Source organism: Dyella sp. SYSU CM1112, from assembly GCF_058216415.1.
In genome coordinates this window covers 89,884-106,419 of the sequence record NZ_JBZEGI010000011.1, presented here as the reverse complement: position 1 = coordinate 106,419, position 16,536 = coordinate 89,884, and the positions used below count along the sequence as shown (strand labels likewise).

The following is a 16,536-nucleotide window of genomic DNA, read 5'->3' as shown; positions in this document are numbered from 1 at the left end:
ATTATCAAAACCTTAATCAGCCCACCTGGCGGATTGGTCCAAATGTGCCGGCCATCACGCCAAAGGTCTCGAAGAAGATCGTGTAGGCCGTTGCTATTGCGTTAATTTTTCGATCTAATGGCCCGGCAATCCTGCCAGTATCTGGCGGAAGCGCCAGGGGTCAAGGGGGAATCATCGTGGGGCTCTTCACACCCAAGAAGCCGCCGCTGGTAGGCGTCGACATCAGCTCGACCGCCGTCAAGCTGCTGCAACTCAGCCAGACCGGAGGCCGCTATCGCGTGGAACACTATGCGATCGAGCCACTGCCCCCGAATGCCGTCGTCGAAAAAAATATTGTCGAGGTAGAGGCAGTCGGCGAGGCAGTACGCCGTGCGCTTGCCCGTTCGGGCGCAAAGGTGAAGCACGCAGCGGCTGCGGTAGCAGGTTCGGCCGTGATTACCCGCATTATCCCGATGCCGGCCGAACTGTCCGATGAAGATCTGGAAGGACAGATCCAGGTCGAGGCTAACCAGTACATCCCTTATCCCATCGAGGAAGTCAGTCTCGATTTTGAAGTGCTCGGTCCAGTTCGCGACAACCCCGAGATGAACAATATATTGCTGGCCGCTTCGCGCACCGAAAACGTGGATATGCGCGTCGCTGCCCTGGATCTCGGCGGCCTCACCGCGCAAGTGATCGATGTCGAAGCCTTCGCGATGGAGAACGCTTTCACGCTGATCGCCGACCAGTTGAACGTGGGCCGTGACGCGCTGGTGGCAGTGGTAGACATCGGCGCCACCATGACTACGCTGTCCGTGCTGAAGAATCAGCGCACGATTTATTCGCGCGAGCAGGTTTTTGGCGGCAAACAACTTACCGACGAAATCATGCGCCGTTACGGCCTGTCCTATGAGGAAGCCGGACGGGCCAAACGCAAGGGCGGCCTGCCGGAGTCCTACGAGACCGAAGCGCTGCAGCCTTTCAAGGAATCCCTCGTGCAGCAGATCAGCCGATTGCTGCAATTCTTCTATGCCGGTAGCGAGTTCAGCAAGGTCGACCAAGTGGTGTTGGCCGGTGGCTGTGCTTCGATCGAGGGCATCCATTCGATGCTGGAGGAACAACTGGGGCTGCCTTGCGTCGTAGCTAACCCGTTGGCGCGCATGTCGCTGTCCAGCCGGGTGCAGGCGCAGTCGCTGACCCAGGATGCGCCGGCGTTGATGATTGCGGTCGGGCTCGCCATGAGGAGTTTCGACTGATGGCACACATCAACCTGCTCCCATGGCGCACAGAGCGTCGCAAGATTCGCCAGCGCGAGTTCTTCATGCAGCTTGGCGCCGCCGTAGTAGCGGCAATCGGCGTCTTGTTTCTGTGGGGCTTCTGGATGGGGATGCGCGTCGATAACCAGAACGAGCGCAACGCCTACCTGCAAGATCAGATCAAACAGCTCGATGTGCGGCTCACCAAAATCAACGATCTGGAAAAAGTGCGCGCACAGTTGCTCGCGCGCAAGCAAATCATCGAGCAGCTGCAGGCCAACCGTTCCCAAATGGTGCATCTGTTCGATGAATTGGTGAAAACCATTCCCGGAAGCGCGCGTTTGACGTCGATCAAGCAGGCAGGAGACAGGATGGTGCTTGATGGTGTGGCGCAGTCCAACGCCAGCGTCGCCGAGTACATGCGTAACATCGAGGTGTCTCCGTGGATGGGGCAGGCGGATCTGAGCAAGACCGAAAATAGCCATGACGGGTCGCGCATGCCTTACAAATTCGGGTTGACGGTCACTTTGCAGAAACCCAAGGACGACGGTGGCAATGGGCAGGAATCTATCCTGGTGCCAGCGTCCTCAAGCACCAAAGCTCCGGCAGCTCACGCGACGTCACAGGCCAACAAGCCGGTTGTGACACCCCCCGCAACAGCGCATGCACCGGCCAAACCGAGTGGCATGACGGTCACGGGAGGGGCGAAGTAATGAAACTTCTCGACGATCTGCGCGGCCTTGATCGCAACAACATCGGCGGCTGGCCAAAATCGGTCAAGTCGTTTTTTACCGTGCTGCTCTTTCTGGTGATTTTGTTTGTCGGCTGGTACGTCGTCATCAGCGATCAGCAGGACACGCTCCAGAACCTGGCCGGCAAGGAAGAGAAGCTCAAGCAGGAGTTCACGGAAAAGCAGGCCAAATCGGTCAACCTGGAAGCACTCCAGCAGCAGCTGGATGAAATGAAGGACATGTTGAGGCAGCTGCTGCGCCAGCTACCCAGCAAGACGGAGATGCCGGAATTGCTGGTTGATGTGTCACAAACGGCATTGGCCGCGGGTTTGCAGCAGGAGCTATTCCAGCCTGGAACCGAAATCCCGAAGGACTTCTATGCGGAGAAGCCGATCCAGCTGAAGATGATTGGCACGTACCATCAATTCGGTACGTTCATCAGTGGCGTCGCTTCATTGCCACGCGTGGTGATCCTCACCATGCATGATGTGTCGTTGACACCACTGAATCCGCCCGGCAAGGGCGCCGAACCCGGCGCAAATCAGTTATTGGTGCTGCAAGGCACAGTAAAGACGTATCGCTATCTCGATGACTCGGAAACGGCAGAGGCGAACAGCAAAGCGAGAAAACCAGGGAGGCGGAAATGAGGGTCATGACTGCCATGAAGCCTACCCGTTTGGCGAAGCTGTCCCTGCTGATCGCTGCAGCGCTGTTGCTTGGTGGCTGCACCCGCGGGATGTCCGATCTGCGTGACTGGGTCGCACAACAGAAGGCCAAACGTGGCGCACCCATTCCGCCGCTGCCCGTGATCAGGACGTTCGAGACATTCACCTATACCGACCAGGACAAACGCGATCCCTTCAGTCCCAGTGAGGATGAGCTGAACGAGAACAGCGGTCCTCGTCCGGATGCAGGGCGCCCGCGCGAGCCGCTCGAAGCATTCTCGCTGGACAGCTTGAGGATGGTGGGCACGATCGGTAGCGGTTCCACGATGGAGGCGTTGATCAAAGACCCTGGCGGTGTGATTCACCGCGTGCACACGAATGAGTACATGGGTGAGAACTACGGCCGTGTCACAGCGGTTTCCGCTGACAAAGTCGATCTGGTCGAACTGGTTTCCAATGGCAATGGCGGCTGGATGGAACGTCCGGCAAGCATCGCGCTCAGCGCGAAATAGGAATACAGGGGCTGATGCAATGACGAATTCAATCAAACCAGTCCGGAGCCGAGCCATGCACCTGGCCAGACGTTGCCTGATCACCGTGTTGGTCCTGGGGACGGCCATATGGGCCACTGCCGCTGCTGCGGCGAGCACGCTGCAGGACATCACCTACAAGACCTTGCCCGGTGGCCAGGTCGAGCTGCATATGAACTTCGACAACAGCCAGGTTCCGCAGCCCAGCATCTTCACTACCGACAATCCGCCGCGCATCGCGATCGACTTTGCCAATACGGCGAACGACGCGGCACGTCATCAGGATATCGGCGTGGGCACTACATCGGGTGTGTCGGCAGTATCGGCAGGTGGCCGTACGCGTGTCGTGGTCGAACTGTTGCAGCCGTCTTCGTATAAGTCTCGCGTCGAGGGCAACAGCCTGGTGCTGGTCGTCAATAACGGCATGCAAACGCAGCCTGTGACCACCGCCGCCACCATCGATCCGTCCAAGGCCCTTCCGTCTGCGATGAACGGGCCGGCCATCACCAATATCGATTTCCAGCGCGGCGCCAATGGATCGGGTCGGGTGCTGATCAATTTCAGTGGACCCGGTGCGACTGGCAACATGCGTCGCGAGGGCGACACGGTTGCAGTCGACATCAGCAATGCGCGACTGCCTTCCAGCCAGGCGCAGCGATTGAATGTGCTTGATTTCGCCACGCCGGTGCAATCCATCTCGCCGCATGCAACGCCGAGCGGCGTGCACATCGATATCGCCTTCAGCGGAAGCGTGGAGACATCTTCGTACCAGGCGGGCAATCAGTACGTCGTTGAAGTGACGCCGAAGAAGCAAGGCGCGAACAACACCAATCCCGCTTCCGAAGCACAACCTGTTTATACCGGTAGCCGCGTAACATTCAATTTTCAGGACATCCCGGTGCGATCGGCATTGCAGCTGCTGGCGGATGTTTCTGGTTTGAACCTGGTGGCCTCCGACACGGTGGGCGGTAGCGTGACGCTGCGCCTGGTCAATGTGCCTTGGGATCAGGCACTGGATGTGATTCTGCGTGCCAAAGACCTGGACAAGCGCCGCGACGGCAACGTGATCTGGATCGCACCGCAGAAGGAGTTGGCGGACTACGAGCAAAGCCTGGCCGATGCACGCTTCAAAGCGCAGGATACGGCGCCGCTGATCACGACTTATATTCCCATCAGCTATGGCAAAGCGTCGGACATCGCCAAGCTGCTCACCACGGGTAGCATGCAGAGCATCGCTGGTGGCGGTGGCGGTGGTTCCGGTGAATCCAGCCAGCATCGCGGCTTCCTCTCCCCGCGCGGTAGTGTGACGTTCGACCAACGTACCAACACGCTGCTGATCAACGATACGGCTGAAAAAACGGCTGAGCTGCGTAAGCTGGTAGCGGAGCTCGATCGCCCCGTACAACAGGTATTGATCGAGTCGCGCATCGTGATTGCGACGGACGATTTCGAGCGGGATCTTGGCGTGCGTTGGGGCGTCAGCGGGAGCCAGACCAATCCAAGTGGGCAAGTTTTGCAGATAGGTAGTACTGCAGCGACCACGGGCGTCGCAAACGGTCTCAATGTGAACCTGCCTGCAAGCCCCACTACCGGTACGGCATCGACGCTTGCGGCGGCCATCCTCGGCAAGAACTACGCGCTTGACCTTGAGCTCTCGGCAGCGCAGGCCGAGGGGCGCAGCCAGCTGGTTTCCAGTCCGCGCGTGATTACCGCCAATCAGCAAGAAGCGGACATTCGGCAAGGTCAGGAGATTGGCTACGTCACCTATCAGAACAGTGCCGGTGGCGGCGGTCTAAGCGGAACCGCAACGGTGGCTTTCAAGGATGCGGTGCTTGAGTTGAAGGTGACGCCGACGATCACGGCGGATAACCGGGTCTTCCTCGCTATCAACGTGAACAAGGATTCGCTCGATCACTACATCACCGTGCCAGGTAGTGGCCAGGTGCCGGTCATCGACACGCGTTCGCTTAACACATCGGTACTGGTCGACAACGGACAGACTGTAGTGCTCGGCGGCATCTACGAAGTCAGCCGGACGGATTCCGTTTCCAAGGTTCCGGGGCTAGGCGATATCCCGGGTCTGGGCTTCCTCTTCCGTAGTACGCAGCGCATCAACGACAAGGACGAGCTGTTGATCTTCGTGACACCGCGTATCCTGAGCGACAGTTTGCAATAGTGCAGTACTTCCTACGGCATAGAAGGGGCGGCCACGTGCCGCCCTTTTTTGTTTAGGATGGCTTCTTGCCAAACTTTTCGGCCCGTTTGCGGTCTCACCGGCACCAAGCAGTACAGGATTTTCGGATGGATATGCCACAAGCCCACGCGTCCGGGCATCTGCAGCAAGCCTTTTCTCGTCTCCGTGACGATTTGCGGCAGCAGATCATCGGCCAACCTCGGCTTATTGATTGTCTGTTGATCGCCTTGCTTGCGGACGGTCATCTACTGGTTGAAGGCGCTCCCGGACTTGCCAAGACCACCGCCGTGAAGGCCCTTGCGACGCGTATCGACGCGGATTTCCATCGTGTCCAGTTCACGCCGGATTTATTGCCCGCGGATCTTACCGGCACCGACGTGTTCCGCCCGCAGTCAGGAGCCTTTGAATTCGAGCGTGGCCCGTTGTTCCACAACATCGTGCTCGCCGATGAAATCAATCGCGCGCCGGCCAAGGTGCAGTCGGCGTTGCTGGAAGCGATGGCCGAGCGTCAAATCACGGTAGGGCGTAATACCTGGCACTTGCCCGAGCTATTCATGGTGATGGCGACGCAAAATCCCATCGAACAGGAAGGCACCTTCGCATTGCCCGAAGCGCAGCTGGACCGCTTCATCATGCATGTCACGATTGGCTATCCAGACGCTGCGGCTGAATTGGCCATTCTGCGTCTTGCGCGCGAGCAAGCGACCAAGCCTGCGCATCACGTGCCCTCTATCGAAGCGGTCGTCACCCAAGAAGAGGTGTTTGCTGCGCGCGAAGCAGTTATGGCCGTGCATATTGCGCCGGCTTTGGAGCAATACATAACACAATTGGTATTGGCGACGCGCGATGCCGGACGCTACGGTCCGGAGCTAAAACGCTGGATTGCCTGGGGTGGCAGCCCACGCGCGACGATTGCCCTGGACCGTTGCGCCCGTGCGCATGCCTGGTTGAGCGGTCGCGATTTCGCGCTGCCCGAAGATGTGCATGCCATCGTATACGAGGTACTGAGGCATCGCGTGTTGCTGAGCTACGAAGCCGAAGCCGAAGGCATCCGCAGCGAAAAAGTGATTCATCGCCTGCTGGATCTTGTTCCGTTGCCGTGAGCGCCGTGACATCGAATCAAGTTGATGGAGATGGACGCGTCCATGTTTCCCTTGCCGAGCTGATTGCTTTGCGTGCCCGCGTGGCGCGGTTGCGATTGCCACCGCAGGACAGCCGCGCGACCCGGGTGGGTACACATTCCAGCCGTCTCTATGGTCGCGGCATGGATTACGCGGAATCCCGGGCCTATCAACCCGGTGACGATGTGCGGCGGCTGGATTGGCGGCTTACCGCACGCAGTGGACGGCTGCATACCAAGCTGTTTCAGGAAGAACGGGAAGGGCAGTTACTGATCCTGCTCGATCAACATCCCGGCATGCGCTTTGGCACGCGTGCACGTTTCAAGTCGGTGCAGGCGGCCCGTAGCGCCGCCATGGCAGCGTGGTACGCCATCAAAGCAGGAGAGCGTGTTGGACTGATGGCGTTTGGTGAAAACGGTTATCTGCAACGTCCACGTGGCGGCGTGCGTGGTGCTTTGGATGTGTGTGGTGCCTTGGCGCAAGGGGATACGCTCTATCCAACGCAAGCCGAACCGCTTTCACAGGCGCTGGCGCAAGTGATCAAACTCCGGCACGGAGCGAATCGCGTTCTACTGATAAGCGATGGGCAAAGCAGCGATGAGGCTGCTCATCGTCGCTTGATCGAAATGATGCGGCATACGGCTGTGCGCATTCTCATTGTCGTTGATGCCATTGAGTGCGAACCGATACCGGCGGGCACCTACCCTGTCGAACAGGGTGGTGAACGTCATCGTTTGATTCTGCAGTCCAAGCGCCAGCGCGACGATTTTCAAGAGAAGCTTGCAGCAGGTCATCGCCGCCTGGTTGCCATGGCAACGGCGCTGGGCATTCCCTATCGTCTCATCGACACGGCAGCTGATCCGTTGGATGCGCTGGCTGCCCTGCTGCGGGATGCGGGAGGCCGGCGATGAGCAAAATGGCTTATCCGCAAGCCTCAGGTGGCCTGCCATTGCGCGATATCCATCTGCCGCCGAATCCATCGTGGTGGCCCTTGGCTCCAGGGTGGTGGGTAGTGTTGTGCATGGTACTGGCCTCGGTCGCCGTGGCACTGATGCTTTATCGCCGGGTGCGGTACCGAAAGCGGCAGCAGGCAAAAATGCTCGCTGAACTTGAGCAGTTGACTGTGCGCCATGGGGATGAGGCAGTCTATGCTTCCGCCGTGCATCAATTTTTGCGCCGTATGACTCGCCGTTATGCCGCGGAAGCACATCACCTGCAGGGTGAATCGTGGCGAGACGCGCTGGCAAAGGTGCCGGTGGACGCAGCAACGCTGGATGTATTGATGACGTTGGAAGCACGCATGTATCAGCCGCATGCGCCATTCGATCGCCATGCCGTGGAGGCCGCCGCCCGGCGTTGGGTGTTGGCGGCAATACGCCACTCCAAAAAGCTGGGTGCGGAGGTCGGACATGCCTGACTTCGCGTGGCCTTGGATGTTCTTTCTGTTGCCATTGCCATGGCTGGTCTGGCGTGCGCTCAAACCGGATTCACCCGGGCAGGCATTGCGATTGCCTTATTCACTCACGTGGACGGCAAGCGAATATAAAGCGACCGCGCGTCGTGCTTCCTTCTGGCTGCTGGCACTGGGATGGCTGAGTCTGCTTGTTGCTGCGGCGAGACCTCAACTTATCGGCCCGCCGCAAGCCAATATGCATAGTGGACGCGCGATGATGCTGGCCGTCGATCTCTCCGGCAGCATGCAGACCCCCGACATGCAACTGGGCGGTCAGTCATTGAGTCGGTTCGACGCCGTGGAGGCGATTGCCAGCGACTTTATTTCGCGTCGTAGCGGTGATGAACTCGGGTTGGTGCTGTTCGGTACGCATGCGTTTCTCGTTACGCCGCTTACTTACGATCTCAACGCCGTTCGAGCGCAGTTGCAGAGTGCAGCGGTGGGCCTGCCTGGTACCGAGACGGCTATCGGCGATGCCATTGCTGTAGCCGTGAAGCGCCTGGCGGCGTTGCCGGTGCAGGCTCGCGTCCTGATCTTGTTGACAGATGGTGTAAACAACTCCGGCAGTATCTCGCCGCGGGAAGCCGCGCGCGCAGCCAAGGCTGCTGGCGTGCGCATCTATACCATCGGCGTCGGCGCGACTCGCATGACGGTTCCCGGCTTCTTTGGGAACAGCGTGATCAATCCCTCGGCCGACCTGGACGCGAACATGCTCACCTACATCGCGCATGAAACCGGCGGCCAGTTTTATCGCGCGACGGATGGTGATCAGTTAGCCGATGCTTATCGCGCGATCGATGCCTTGGAGCCCATGCCACAGCGTGGTCCCACCTTCCGCTTGCGACACGAATTGTTTCGCGTGCCACTTGTCGTAGGCATGCTGTGCCTGGCACTCGGTATGCTCTGGTCGCGGTGGCGGGGCTCGGCTTATGAGTGAAGCCCTTCGTCAATTCCATTTCCTGCAGCCGTGGTGGTTGCTGGGTTTGTTGGCGCTCCCCCTGCTCGCGTGGCTGGGGTGGCGCAGCGACCCATTGCAGCGAGCCTTGAAGCAGGTGGTAGATCCAGAACTGCTGCCTCACCTGGTAAGCGGTCATGCGCGGCATACTCGCCTGCCTTCGGGGTTGCTGACGTTGGGATGGACCCTGGCTGTATTGGCGATGGCCGGCCCCACCTGGAGCCGTATCGCGCAACCGATGTTTGCCGATCGCGCCGCGCAAGTCGTGGCGATTTCCCTGTCGCGCCATATGCTCGCAGCGGATGTGCCACCTAACCGGATGGAACGCGCGAGGTACAAGGCACATGATCTGCTTTCCGCAAATCGCGATGGCATGAATGCCTTGATCGGTTATGCGGGGCAGTCTTTCGTGGTGGCACCGCTGACGAGCGATTTTCATAGTCTCGATAGCCTGCTCGATGCGATGAGCCCCGATGTCATGCCGGTCGATGGCGACAACGCTGCACAAGCGATCGAGCAAGGCGTGAAACTGATCCGGGATGCCAAACTGAGCCATGGCTCGATCGTACTGATCACGGATGACGCCGATACCGCAGCACAAACCGCGGGGCGTGCTGCTGCAGCGTCCGGCGTGCGCGTTTCTGTGCTGGGTATCGGTACGTCGCAAGGTGCACCGGTGCCGCAAGGTGATGGCAGTTTCCTGCACGATGATCAGGGCAATATGGTTATTGCTCGCCGCAAGGATGACGACTTGCGTGCACTGGCGGAAGCCGGTTCAGGCCGTTACGTAGCGATGACAGACAATGGCAGTGACATTGCCGCGTTGCACACCGAATTGCAGTCGCCGCATAGTACCCACGCCGTACGCGGGGTAAGCAGTGATGCATGGCAGGACGAGGGGCCGTGGCTGCTTATGCCACTGCTGCTGGTCGTGGTCATGGCATTCCGGCGTGGCTGGGTGTTGTTCTTGCCGTGGGTGGTGTTGCCGTTGCTATTGCCAACGACCGTCAAGGCCACTGGCTGGCCGGACTGGTGGCGGCGTCCCGATCAACAAGCCGCCGCGGCATTAAAGGAGGGGCACGCCGCCGAAGCGCAGCGCCTGGCGCAAGATCCGGCATGGCGTGGTGCCGCCGCCTATCGTGCGAAGGATTATGCATCGGCTGTGCAAGCACTTCAGCAGGCCAAAGGCGCAGATGCGCAATACAACCTGGGGAATGCGCTGGCGCAACTGGGACGCTATCCCCAAGCCATCAAGGCATACGATCACGCGCTTCAACTCGACCCGCGCAACAACGATGCGCGCACCAATCGCAAGATCGTCGAAGAAGCGATGCGCCAGCAGCAAAAATCACCCTCGTCACAACAACAGAAGTCGGGCGGGCAAAGCGGTCAGCAAAAGCAGAATGGTCAGAATGGCCAATCCGCCGGGCAGCAGAAAAATGCCGGGCAGGGTGAGCCGAATAAGAGTGGCCAAGGACAAGACAGTCAGGGACAACACGAGGACCAGTCCGGCAACGCGAAAAAAAATGGATCGCAGAATTCGGCCGCTGCGAATCCTCAGCAAGATCAGGACACCCAACACGGTTTGAATTCAAGCGCTGGACAAGACGCATCCAAACTATCGCCAACACCCGCTTCCAGCACCGATCAGGCGCAAACGGCCAAAGCTCAGCAAGCATTGCAATCACAAATGGACAAGGCGCTGGCAGCTTCGCGAAAGAATACCGATAAAACCCCCGCGCACGAGCTTGGCGTCGAGGACAGCGACGATCCCCTGTCGAAGCTGCCGAGCGATGTTCGTCGCGACCTCCAGCGAGTGCCGGATGATCCAGGCGCTTTGCTGCGACGAAAATTTGAACTTGAATACCGTGAACGCATGGGAGCGCAACCGGTCGGAGGAGACCAGCCATGAAGTACCGCTGGCTATTGCTGTTTTGTCTGCTGCTGCCATGGAGCAGCGCCTGGGCGGCCAGTGTGCAGGCATCGCTGGATCGCAACGACGTCCGGCTCGGTGAAACCGTGACCTTGAACCTGCGCATCAACGGTGCCATGAATGCCAGCACCCCCGATCTGAGCGCGCTCGATCAAGACTTCGAGGTATTGGGTACTTCGACCAATAGCACCTTGAGCATCGTCAATGGTCAGCAGACTGCCGAACTGATCATCGGGGTGGCCTTACGTCCCAAGCATGCCGGCGATCTGCAGATTCCGTCGCTGACGGTAGCCGGCAGCCAGACGCAACCGCTGACGCTTCACGTCGGGCCGCCTGATACGTCCACACAGGCGGCCGGCAACAAAGATGTTTTTGTCGAGGCATCGGCCAGTGCTAACCATGCTTATGTCGACCAGCAACTGCTCTACACGGTGCGGCTTTTCTTCGACGTCAATCTCAACAGCGGAAGCCTCGCCGATCCTCATATTGATGGAGCGGATATCCGAAAACTCGGTGGCGATACCGACTACGACGTCGAGCGCAATGGTCGGCGTTATCACGTCATCGAGCGCCGTTATGCGCTGATTCCGCAGCATGCCGGAACCTTGTCGGTGCCTTCGATCGAGTTTCAGGGCGAGGCAGTCGACCCGGGCAATCCAAACGATCCAGGAAATTTCTTTGGGCCAGGCGGTTTGTTCGGTAACACAACACCCGTCACGGCCGACTCGCCCGCCGTCGCGATCGATGTACAAGCGATCCCATCCGATTGGGGTAAAACGGAGTGGTTGCCAGCGCGTTCGCTGACATTGAGCCTGGAAGGTTTCCCAAGTGATGGCAAGGTCGCCGTAGGCCAGCCACTTAATCTGCGTATGAGTGTAGAGGCACAGGGGCTGCCCGCTGATGCTCTACCAGAGCCGAGCCTGCCAGCCATCGACGGTGCCACGATTTACCCGGATCAAACCGTCGATAGCACACATGACGATGGGCAATGGCTGACAGGGCGTCGCGAACGCAGCTTTGCAATCTTCCCGCAGCATCCCGGCACATTGACCATTCCGGCGACAACGCTGACGTGGTACGACGTGCAAAGTGGGCAGAAGCGGGTAACCACGTTGCCGGCGCATACGCTTACAGTCATGGCTGCAGCAAATGCGCCTGCAGGATCCGCCTCAGGCACACAAGCACCAAGCAGTATTCCGTCCTCCGCGATAGCCAGTGCTCCAATACCTGCGCAGGTCGTTCTATCATCTCCTTTACAGACTCGTTGGCGCTGGGTGGCTATTGGCAGTATTGCCTTGTGGCTGATCAGCGCGGGCTTGTTCGGCTGGTGGTACAGGCGCCGCAAAAAGAGGCCTTCTACAGCGGTGCTTCAACGTGCGCCAGATTCGCAACGTGCTCTGCGCCAGGCATTTCTGGACGCGGCGAAGGGCAACGATCGAGCGGCTCAGGCACGCAGTCTGTTGGCGTGGGCCAATGCCGAGCGGCCTGGTTTGCGAACGCTCGGCCAGCTGGCCGATGCTTTGGCATCGCCCGAGCAACGCAGCGCCATCGAGCTACTGCAGCGACAGCAATACGCGGCGATGCATGGAGAAGATAAGTTCGATCTTGCCGCAGTCTTTGCCAAAGGTTTTGTGTGGCGTCACGAGGATGCTGCTACGCACGATTCACCGTTGCCACCGCTTTATCCCTTCAAGCTTGACTGAGCGCGGCCTGCCAAACGGCGGACATGCGGCTATCGAAGCAACAGAGTTGCACGTCGAGCTGGGGATGCACGACCAAGGCTTCGCGCACTGCAGCGATCGCCACATGGGCCGCCTGGTCGGGCGGATAGCCGTAGATGCCGCAGCTGATGGCCGGAAAGGCGATGCGTTGCAGCGCATGTTCCGAGGCGAGGGCCATGGATGACCGGTAGCATCGCGCCAACAGTTCCGCTTCTCCTCGTTGGCCGCCATGCCACACCGGCCCCACGGTATGGATGACATACCGTGCTGGGAGCGCAAAGCCGCGAGTCAGGCGGGCTTCTCCGGAAGGGCAGCGGATGCCCGGGGCTGCTTCTGGCAAAGCCTTGCAGGCCTCCAGCAAGGCTGGCCCGGCCGCGCGGTGAATGGCACCGTCCACCCCGCCCCCACCTAACAAAGAGGGATTAGCGGCATTTACGATGGCATCCAGCGCGAGCTGGGTCAGATCGGCGGTGATGACGGCGATAGGCATTGGTTCAGCCCGTTTCGGCTTATGCTTGAGCAATGTGACAAGTGAGCATTGCGCATCATGGCAAAGACGGAAGACATTTCCTTCGGTTACTTGCTGAACGACATTACGCTGCTGTTCCGCAAGCATTTTGACCGCCGAGCGGTGAAATTCGGCTTGACGCGTGCACAGTGGCGAGCCACCAAGGTGCTGTATCACCGGGAGGGCTTGCGGCAGACGGAACTCGCTGAGTTCCTGGAAATGGAACCGATCGCCGTGGGCCGCGTCATTGATCGCCTGCAGGCCGCGGGTTTTGTGGAGCGCCGGCCAGATCCGAAAGATCGCCGCGCATGGCGTCTCTACACCACTGCCCAGGCCAGCGGCGTGATTGACGATATGGAACGTATCGCCCGCGATCTTCGTCGCGAATGTACTACGGGTATCACTTACGAAGAGCTATCCCAGGCGATGGAAGTGATGACCCGCCTGAAGGAAAACCTGCAATCGCTCGACGCCTCCGAAACACCGTCCGAGCAGGACGAAGACAGCGCCGCATAAAAAAACAAAGGCGGCCGTGGCCGCCTTTGTTCGAATAACCGAAGCGCTTTCGTTACTCTTCCGCACCGTCGTGGGCGAAGGCGCCAGGCGCAGAACCGAAATCGCCATTTGCCTCTGCCGCCATGTACGCGAAGGCCGCGTACACCGCTACGTTTTGCGCCAGCTGCCGCGGATCGATCTTGTCCAGTGTGTCGTTGGCACTGTGATGCCAATCGAAGTAGTGCGTACCGTCCTGCGCCAGGCTCAACGCCGCCATGCCCTTGCCATGCATCTGCGAGAGATCGGAACCGCCACCGCCGGGGCGCTTGGTGTCATAGCTCACCCCAATCGGCGCGAGTACTTTGGCGATCTGTTCGATCGCGCCGCGTGCTTCGGGTTTCACGCTGGCACTCATTCGCCACACCGGGCCAGAACCAAAGTCTGATTCCGTCCCCAACTGGAACTTGCTCACTTCGGTGGCATGTTTCGCGGCGTAAGCACGACCACCCCACAGGCCCATTTCTTCATTGGCGAACGCAATCACCCGGATGGTGCGATCAGGACGCTGCGGCAGATCATGGATCAGTTTGGCTGCCGCAGCGGCGATGGCTACGCCGGCGCCATCGTCGATGGCACCAGTGCCCAGATCCCAGGAATCGAGATGACCCCCGATTGCAACCACTTGGTCAGGGTATTTGCGCCCAGTGATCTCGCCAATCACATTGGCACCGGTGTACTGGCCAACGATGCCGCAGTCCAGGTCCAGCCTTACGGTGACCGGCTTGCCGTAGGCAAGCACGCGTTCAAGTTGATCGGCATCCGGGTTGGACAGGGCCGCGGCAGGGATCGATTTGGCGGGATCGGTAAAGCCGGTCACGCCTGTATGCGGCGTACGGCTATCGGCATCCGTACCGGCCGAGCGCAATAGGAAGGCCGCCGCGCCTTTCGCCTGGGCGATCACGGGCCCTTGCATGCGAATCGGCGAGCCGATGCGGCCGTAGTCGCGGCCGTCCTTGTACCGTTGCATGCGCTCGCCGATATAGACGATCTTGCCCTTCACGCTGGCCGGATCCGCTGCCTTCAAGGCATCCAGATTGGCGAATTGCACAACCTGTGCGGTAAGACCACCTTTCGGCGTGCCAGGGGAATAACCCAACGCGGTAAGCGCCAGCGGTTGCGGGAAAGGTGCCACGATGGCGGCATGCTCGCTGCGGCGCACCCACAACGGATACGTCACCGGCTCGGTATAGACCTTGTCGAAGCCAAGCGCCTTGAACTTGGCAATCGCCCAGGCGCGGGCACGCGGGTCGTTGACGCCACCGGCCAGACGCTGACCCACTTCCGTGGTCAGCGATTCGACGATCTTGTAGGCCGTGTCGTCATGCATGGCCTTGTCGCGCAACTGTTCGGCTGTTTGCACCGCGGCGGCAGGAATAGTGGTGGGCACGTCCGCGGCGTTGGCAAATCCGGATGCCAGCAGCAAGCCGGTAGCAAGCAAGGTAAGGGAGGGGCGATGCATCGGTAGCTCCTGATGACGAATCCTGAATTATGGGGCGCGCATCAGGTCGTGCTTAGGCCGAAAGTCATGCCTCGCTTCCAGGGCAAACCACGTAGGGATTGCAGATCGCTGCTTGCTACTTGTTCTTCAGCAGATCGCGAATTTCTGTCAGCAATGCAACGTCGGGTGGGGTTGCTGCAGCGGCCTTGGTGTGGAACCGGTTAACGACCTTGACCAGGATAAAAATAGCGAACGCGACGATCACGAAGGCGATGATCGTATTGATGAAGCTGCCGTAGGCAACGGCTACCTCGGGGATTTTATGGGCGGGATTGCTGTTGTCGGCCGGCCGGATCACCCACTTCATGTCCGAAAAATCGATACCGCCGGTAAGCCAGCCGATCGGCGGCATGATGATGTCGTTGACCAGCGAGGTTACGATCTTGCCGAATGCGGCCCCGATCACGATACCGACCGCCATGTCGACCACGTTGCCGCGCATGGCAAATTCCTTGAACTCCCGCAGCATGCTCATGTGTCGTCTCCCGAGTTGTGCCGGAATGGCGGCATGACTTTAACGCATGCGGGAGAAGGGCTTCACACGATCTGCCCTTCCAGCATGGCGATGCCTTCAAGCTCCGCGTGAAAGCGGTCGCCGCGTTGCAGTGCGGCGACGCCAGCCGGCGTACCGGTGAAGATGAGGTCGCCCGGTTTCAGTTCGAACAATGCGGAGAGGGCCACGATGATGTTGGCGACGCTGTGAATCATCTCGCCAAGTCTGCCCTGCTGTCGCAGGCTGCCATTTACCTGCAGGCTGATGCGCGTATCCGCATGGGGTGTTGCTTCGCTGGCCACTCGCAACGCCGAGACAGGCGCGGAATGATCAAACGCTTTGGCGACGTCCCACGGATGGCTTTTCGCCTTGGCGATGGCCTGCAGGTCCCGGCGAGTCAGATCGAGTCCGACACCGTAACCGAAAATCGACTGCAGGGCCTGCGCGGCATCCAGATGGCTGCCCCCTGTTTTCAGCGCCACCACCATTTCCACTTCATGGTGAAGATCCGCGGTCGCCTGCGGATAGGGAACGTCGGCTCCGTCCGTTACCACCGCATCGGCGGGTTTGCAGAAAAACATGGGTGCCGAGGTATCCACGCTGGCGCCCATTTCGCGCGCGTGCTCCGCGTAGTTGCGGCCGATGCAGAACACACGGCGAATAGGGAAGCGGCCATCGCTTCCGATGACAGGAATACTGGGGACGACAGGGGGATCGATGAGGTAGCGCATGCGCGGAGCGTAACAGCTATACCAGGCCAGGTGACAGGAAGAATGCCATGGCAGGTATGGGAGGGATGCGTCCGCCATGGGCGATTAGGGGTGCCAATGGGTACATCTTTCATGTCGATCGAACGGTGTCTCATACGTCGTAGGACATGACAGCTGTCATTGGCGAGGGCTGATGACCGCACGTGGCGAGCCCCGCATGAGGCGGTTATCGTG

Annotated in this window: 16 protein-coding genes; 12 read left to right on the top strand and 4 right to left on the bottom strand. The window is 59.6% G+C overall.

The features are described from left to right. Window positions 1-176 precede the first annotated feature (176 nt). From AC4HNJ_RS15735 to AC4HNJ_RS15685, 11 genes are all read left to right on the top strand, one after another. Window positions 177-1,235 (top strand): pilus assembly protein PilM, encoded by a 1,059-nt coding sequence (locus AC4HNJ_RS15735; RefSeq protein WP_490480536.1) that lies wholly within the window; start codon window positions 177-179, stop codon window positions 1,233-1,235. Further along, a complete protein-coding gene (locus AC4HNJ_RS15730; protein WP_490480535.1) occupies window positions 1,235-1,948 on the top strand; it encodes a PilN domain-containing protein in 714 nt (237 codons plus the stop codon). The genes AC4HNJ_RS15735 and AC4HNJ_RS15730 overlap by 1 nt, the downstream gene beginning before the upstream one ends. Then, a complete protein-coding gene (locus AC4HNJ_RS15725; RefSeq protein ID WP_490480534.1) occupies window positions 1,948-2,613 on the top strand; it encodes a type IV pilus inner membrane component PilO in 666 nt (221 codons plus the stop codon). Before AC4HNJ_RS15730 ends, AC4HNJ_RS15725 begins: the two co-directional genes overlap by 1 nt. Beyond that, window positions 2,610-3,143: a pilus assembly protein PilP gene (locus tag AC4HNJ_RS15720; protein WP_490480533.1), complete on the top strand. Its 534-nt coding sequence runs from the start codon at window positions 2,610-2,612 to the stop codon at window positions 3,141-3,143. The genes AC4HNJ_RS15725 and AC4HNJ_RS15720 overlap by 4 nt, the downstream gene beginning before the upstream one ends. Window positions 3,144-3,198: 55 nt before the next feature. Then, on the top strand, window positions 3,199-5,337 hold the full coding sequence (locus tag AC4HNJ_RS15715; RefSeq protein WP_490480532.1) for a type IV pilus secretin PilQ: 2,139 nt from the start codon (window positions 3,199-3,201) through the stop codon (window positions 5,335-5,337). 125 nt (window positions 5,338-5,462) lie between these two features. Then, window positions 5,463-6,458: an AAA family ATPase gene (locus AC4HNJ_RS15710; protein WP_490480531.1), complete on the top strand. Its 996-nt coding sequence runs from the start codon at window positions 5,463-5,465 to the stop codon at window positions 6,456-6,458. 5 nt (window positions 6,459-6,463) lie between these two features. Continuing rightward, window positions 6,464-7,387, top strand: coding sequence for a DUF58 domain-containing protein (locus AC4HNJ_RS15705; protein ID WP_490480530.1), 924 nt, complete (start codon window positions 6,464-6,466; stop codon window positions 7,385-7,387). Beyond that, window positions 7,384-7,893 carry a DUF4381 domain-containing protein gene (locus tag AC4HNJ_RS15700; protein ID WP_490480529.1) on the top strand — a complete coding sequence of 170 codons (510 nt, stop codon included), beginning with the start codon at window positions 7,384-7,386 and terminating at the stop codon, window positions 7,891-7,893. Before AC4HNJ_RS15705 ends, AC4HNJ_RS15700 begins: the two co-directional genes overlap by 4 nt. After that, entirely contained in the window at window positions 7,886-8,866 is a 981-nt protein-coding gene (locus AC4HNJ_RS15695) for a VWA domain-containing protein (protein WP_490480528.1), read from the top strand. The genes AC4HNJ_RS15700 and AC4HNJ_RS15695 overlap by 8 nt, the downstream gene beginning before the upstream one ends. Next, window positions 8,859-10,796 carry a tetratricopeptide repeat protein gene (locus AC4HNJ_RS15690; protein ID WP_490480527.1) on the top strand — a complete coding sequence of 646 codons (1,938 nt, stop codon included), beginning with the start codon at window positions 8,859-8,861 and terminating at the stop codon, window positions 10,794-10,796. The genes AC4HNJ_RS15695 and AC4HNJ_RS15690 overlap by 8 nt, the downstream gene beginning before the upstream one ends. Beyond that, window positions 10,793-12,520, top strand: coding sequence for a BatD family protein (locus AC4HNJ_RS15685; protein ID WP_490480526.1), 1,728 nt, complete (start codon window positions 10,793-10,795; stop codon window positions 12,518-12,520). The genes AC4HNJ_RS15690 and AC4HNJ_RS15685 overlap by 4 nt, the downstream gene beginning before the upstream one ends. On the opposite strand, the gene AC4HNJ_RS15680 is transcribed toward AC4HNJ_RS15685, so the two are convergent. Then, window positions 12,507-13,028, bottom strand: a complete 522-nt coding sequence (locus AC4HNJ_RS15680; protein ID WP_490480525.1) for an O-acetyl-ADP-ribose deacetylase — start codon at window positions 13,026-13,028, stop codon at window positions 12,507-12,509. The genes AC4HNJ_RS15685 and AC4HNJ_RS15680 overlap by 14 nt on opposite strands. Window positions 13,029-13,085: 57 nt before the next feature. On the opposite strand from AC4HNJ_RS15680, the gene AC4HNJ_RS15675 reads away from it, so the two are divergent. Next, a complete protein-coding gene (locus AC4HNJ_RS15675) occupies window positions 13,086-13,562 on the top strand; it encodes a MarR family winged helix-turn-helix transcriptional regulator (protein ID WP_490480524.1) in 477 nt (158 codons plus the stop codon). Window positions 13,563-13,614: 52 nt separating this feature from the next. Here the strand turns inward: AC4HNJ_RS15675 and AC4HNJ_RS15670 are convergent, their stop codons facing one another. From AC4HNJ_RS15670 to AC4HNJ_RS15660, 3 genes are all read right to left on the bottom strand, one after another. Further along, window positions 13,615-15,060 carry a M20/M25/M40 family metallo-hydrolase gene (locus AC4HNJ_RS15670; RefSeq protein WP_490480523.1) on the bottom strand — a complete coding sequence of 482 codons (1,446 nt, stop codon included), beginning with the start codon at window positions 15,058-15,060 and terminating at the stop codon, window positions 13,615-13,617. Window positions 15,061-15,175: 115 nt separating this feature from the next. Then, entirely contained in the window at window positions 15,176-15,574 is a 399-nt protein-coding gene (gene mscL / locus AC4HNJ_RS15665; RefSeq protein WP_490480522.1) for a large-conductance mechanosensitive channel protein MscL, read from the bottom strand. A gap of 62 nt (window positions 15,575-15,636) precedes the next feature. Next, a complete protein-coding gene (locus AC4HNJ_RS15660) occupies window positions 15,637-16,323 on the bottom strand; it encodes a fumarylacetoacetate hydrolase family protein (protein ID WP_490480521.1) in 687 nt (228 codons plus the stop codon). Between the last annotated feature and the right edge of the window lie 213 nt (window positions 16,324-16,536).

Excerpts from the sequence above, each read along its gene's own strand:
- AC4HNJ_RS15695 (WP_490480528.1), top strand. The coding sequence starts at position 7,886 with ATGCCTGACTTCGCGTGGCCTTGGATGTTCTTTCTGTTGCCATTGCCA.
- AC4HNJ_RS15685 (WP_490480526.1), top strand. The coding sequence starts at position 10,793 with ATGAAGTACCGCTGGCTATTGCTGTTTTGTCTGCTGCTGCCATGGAGC.
- mscL (WP_490480522.1), bottom strand. The coding sequence starts at position 15,574 with ATGAGCATGCTGCGGGAGTTCAAGGAATTTGCCATGCGCGGCAACGTG.
- AC4HNJ_RS15730 (WP_490480535.1), top strand. The coding sequence starts at position 1,235 with ATGGCACACATCAACCTGCTCCCATGGCGCACAGAGCGTCGCAAGATT.
- AC4HNJ_RS15675 (WP_490480524.1), top strand. The coding sequence starts at position 13,086 with ATGGCAAAGACGGAAGACATTTCCTTCGGTTACTTGCTGAACGACATT.
- AC4HNJ_RS15660 (WP_490480521.1), bottom strand. The coding sequence starts at position 16,323 with ATGCGCTACCTCATCGATCCCCCTGTCGTCCCCAGTATTCCTGTCATC.
- AC4HNJ_RS15720 (WP_490480533.1), top strand. The coding sequence starts at position 2,610 with ATGAGGGTCATGACTGCCATGAAGCCTACCCGTTTGGCGAAGCTGTCC.
- AC4HNJ_RS15680 (WP_490480525.1), bottom strand. The coding sequence starts at position 13,028 with ATGCCTATCGCCGTCATCACCGCCGATCTGACCCAGCTCGCGCTGGAT.
- AC4HNJ_RS15690 (WP_490480527.1), top strand. The coding sequence starts at position 8,859 with ATGAGTGAAGCCCTTCGTCAATTCCATTTCCTGCAGCCGTGGTGGTTG.
- AC4HNJ_RS15710 (WP_490480531.1), top strand. The coding sequence starts at position 5,463 with ATGGATATGCCACAAGCCCACGCGTCCGGGCATCTGCAGCAAGCCTTT.
- AC4HNJ_RS15715 (WP_490480532.1), top strand. The coding sequence starts at position 3,199 with ATGCACCTGGCCAGACGTTGCCTGATCACCGTGTTGGTCCTGGGGACG.
- AC4HNJ_RS15700 (WP_490480529.1), top strand. The coding sequence starts at position 7,384 with ATGAGCAAAATGGCTTATCCGCAAGCCTCAGGTGGCCTGCCATTGCGC.
- AC4HNJ_RS15725 (WP_490480534.1), top strand. The coding sequence starts at position 1,948 with ATGAAACTTCTCGACGATCTGCGCGGCCTTGATCGCAACAACATCGGC.
- AC4HNJ_RS15670 (WP_490480523.1), bottom strand. The coding sequence starts at position 15,060 with ATGCATCGCCCCTCCCTTACCTTGCTTGCTACCGGCTTGCTGCTGGCA.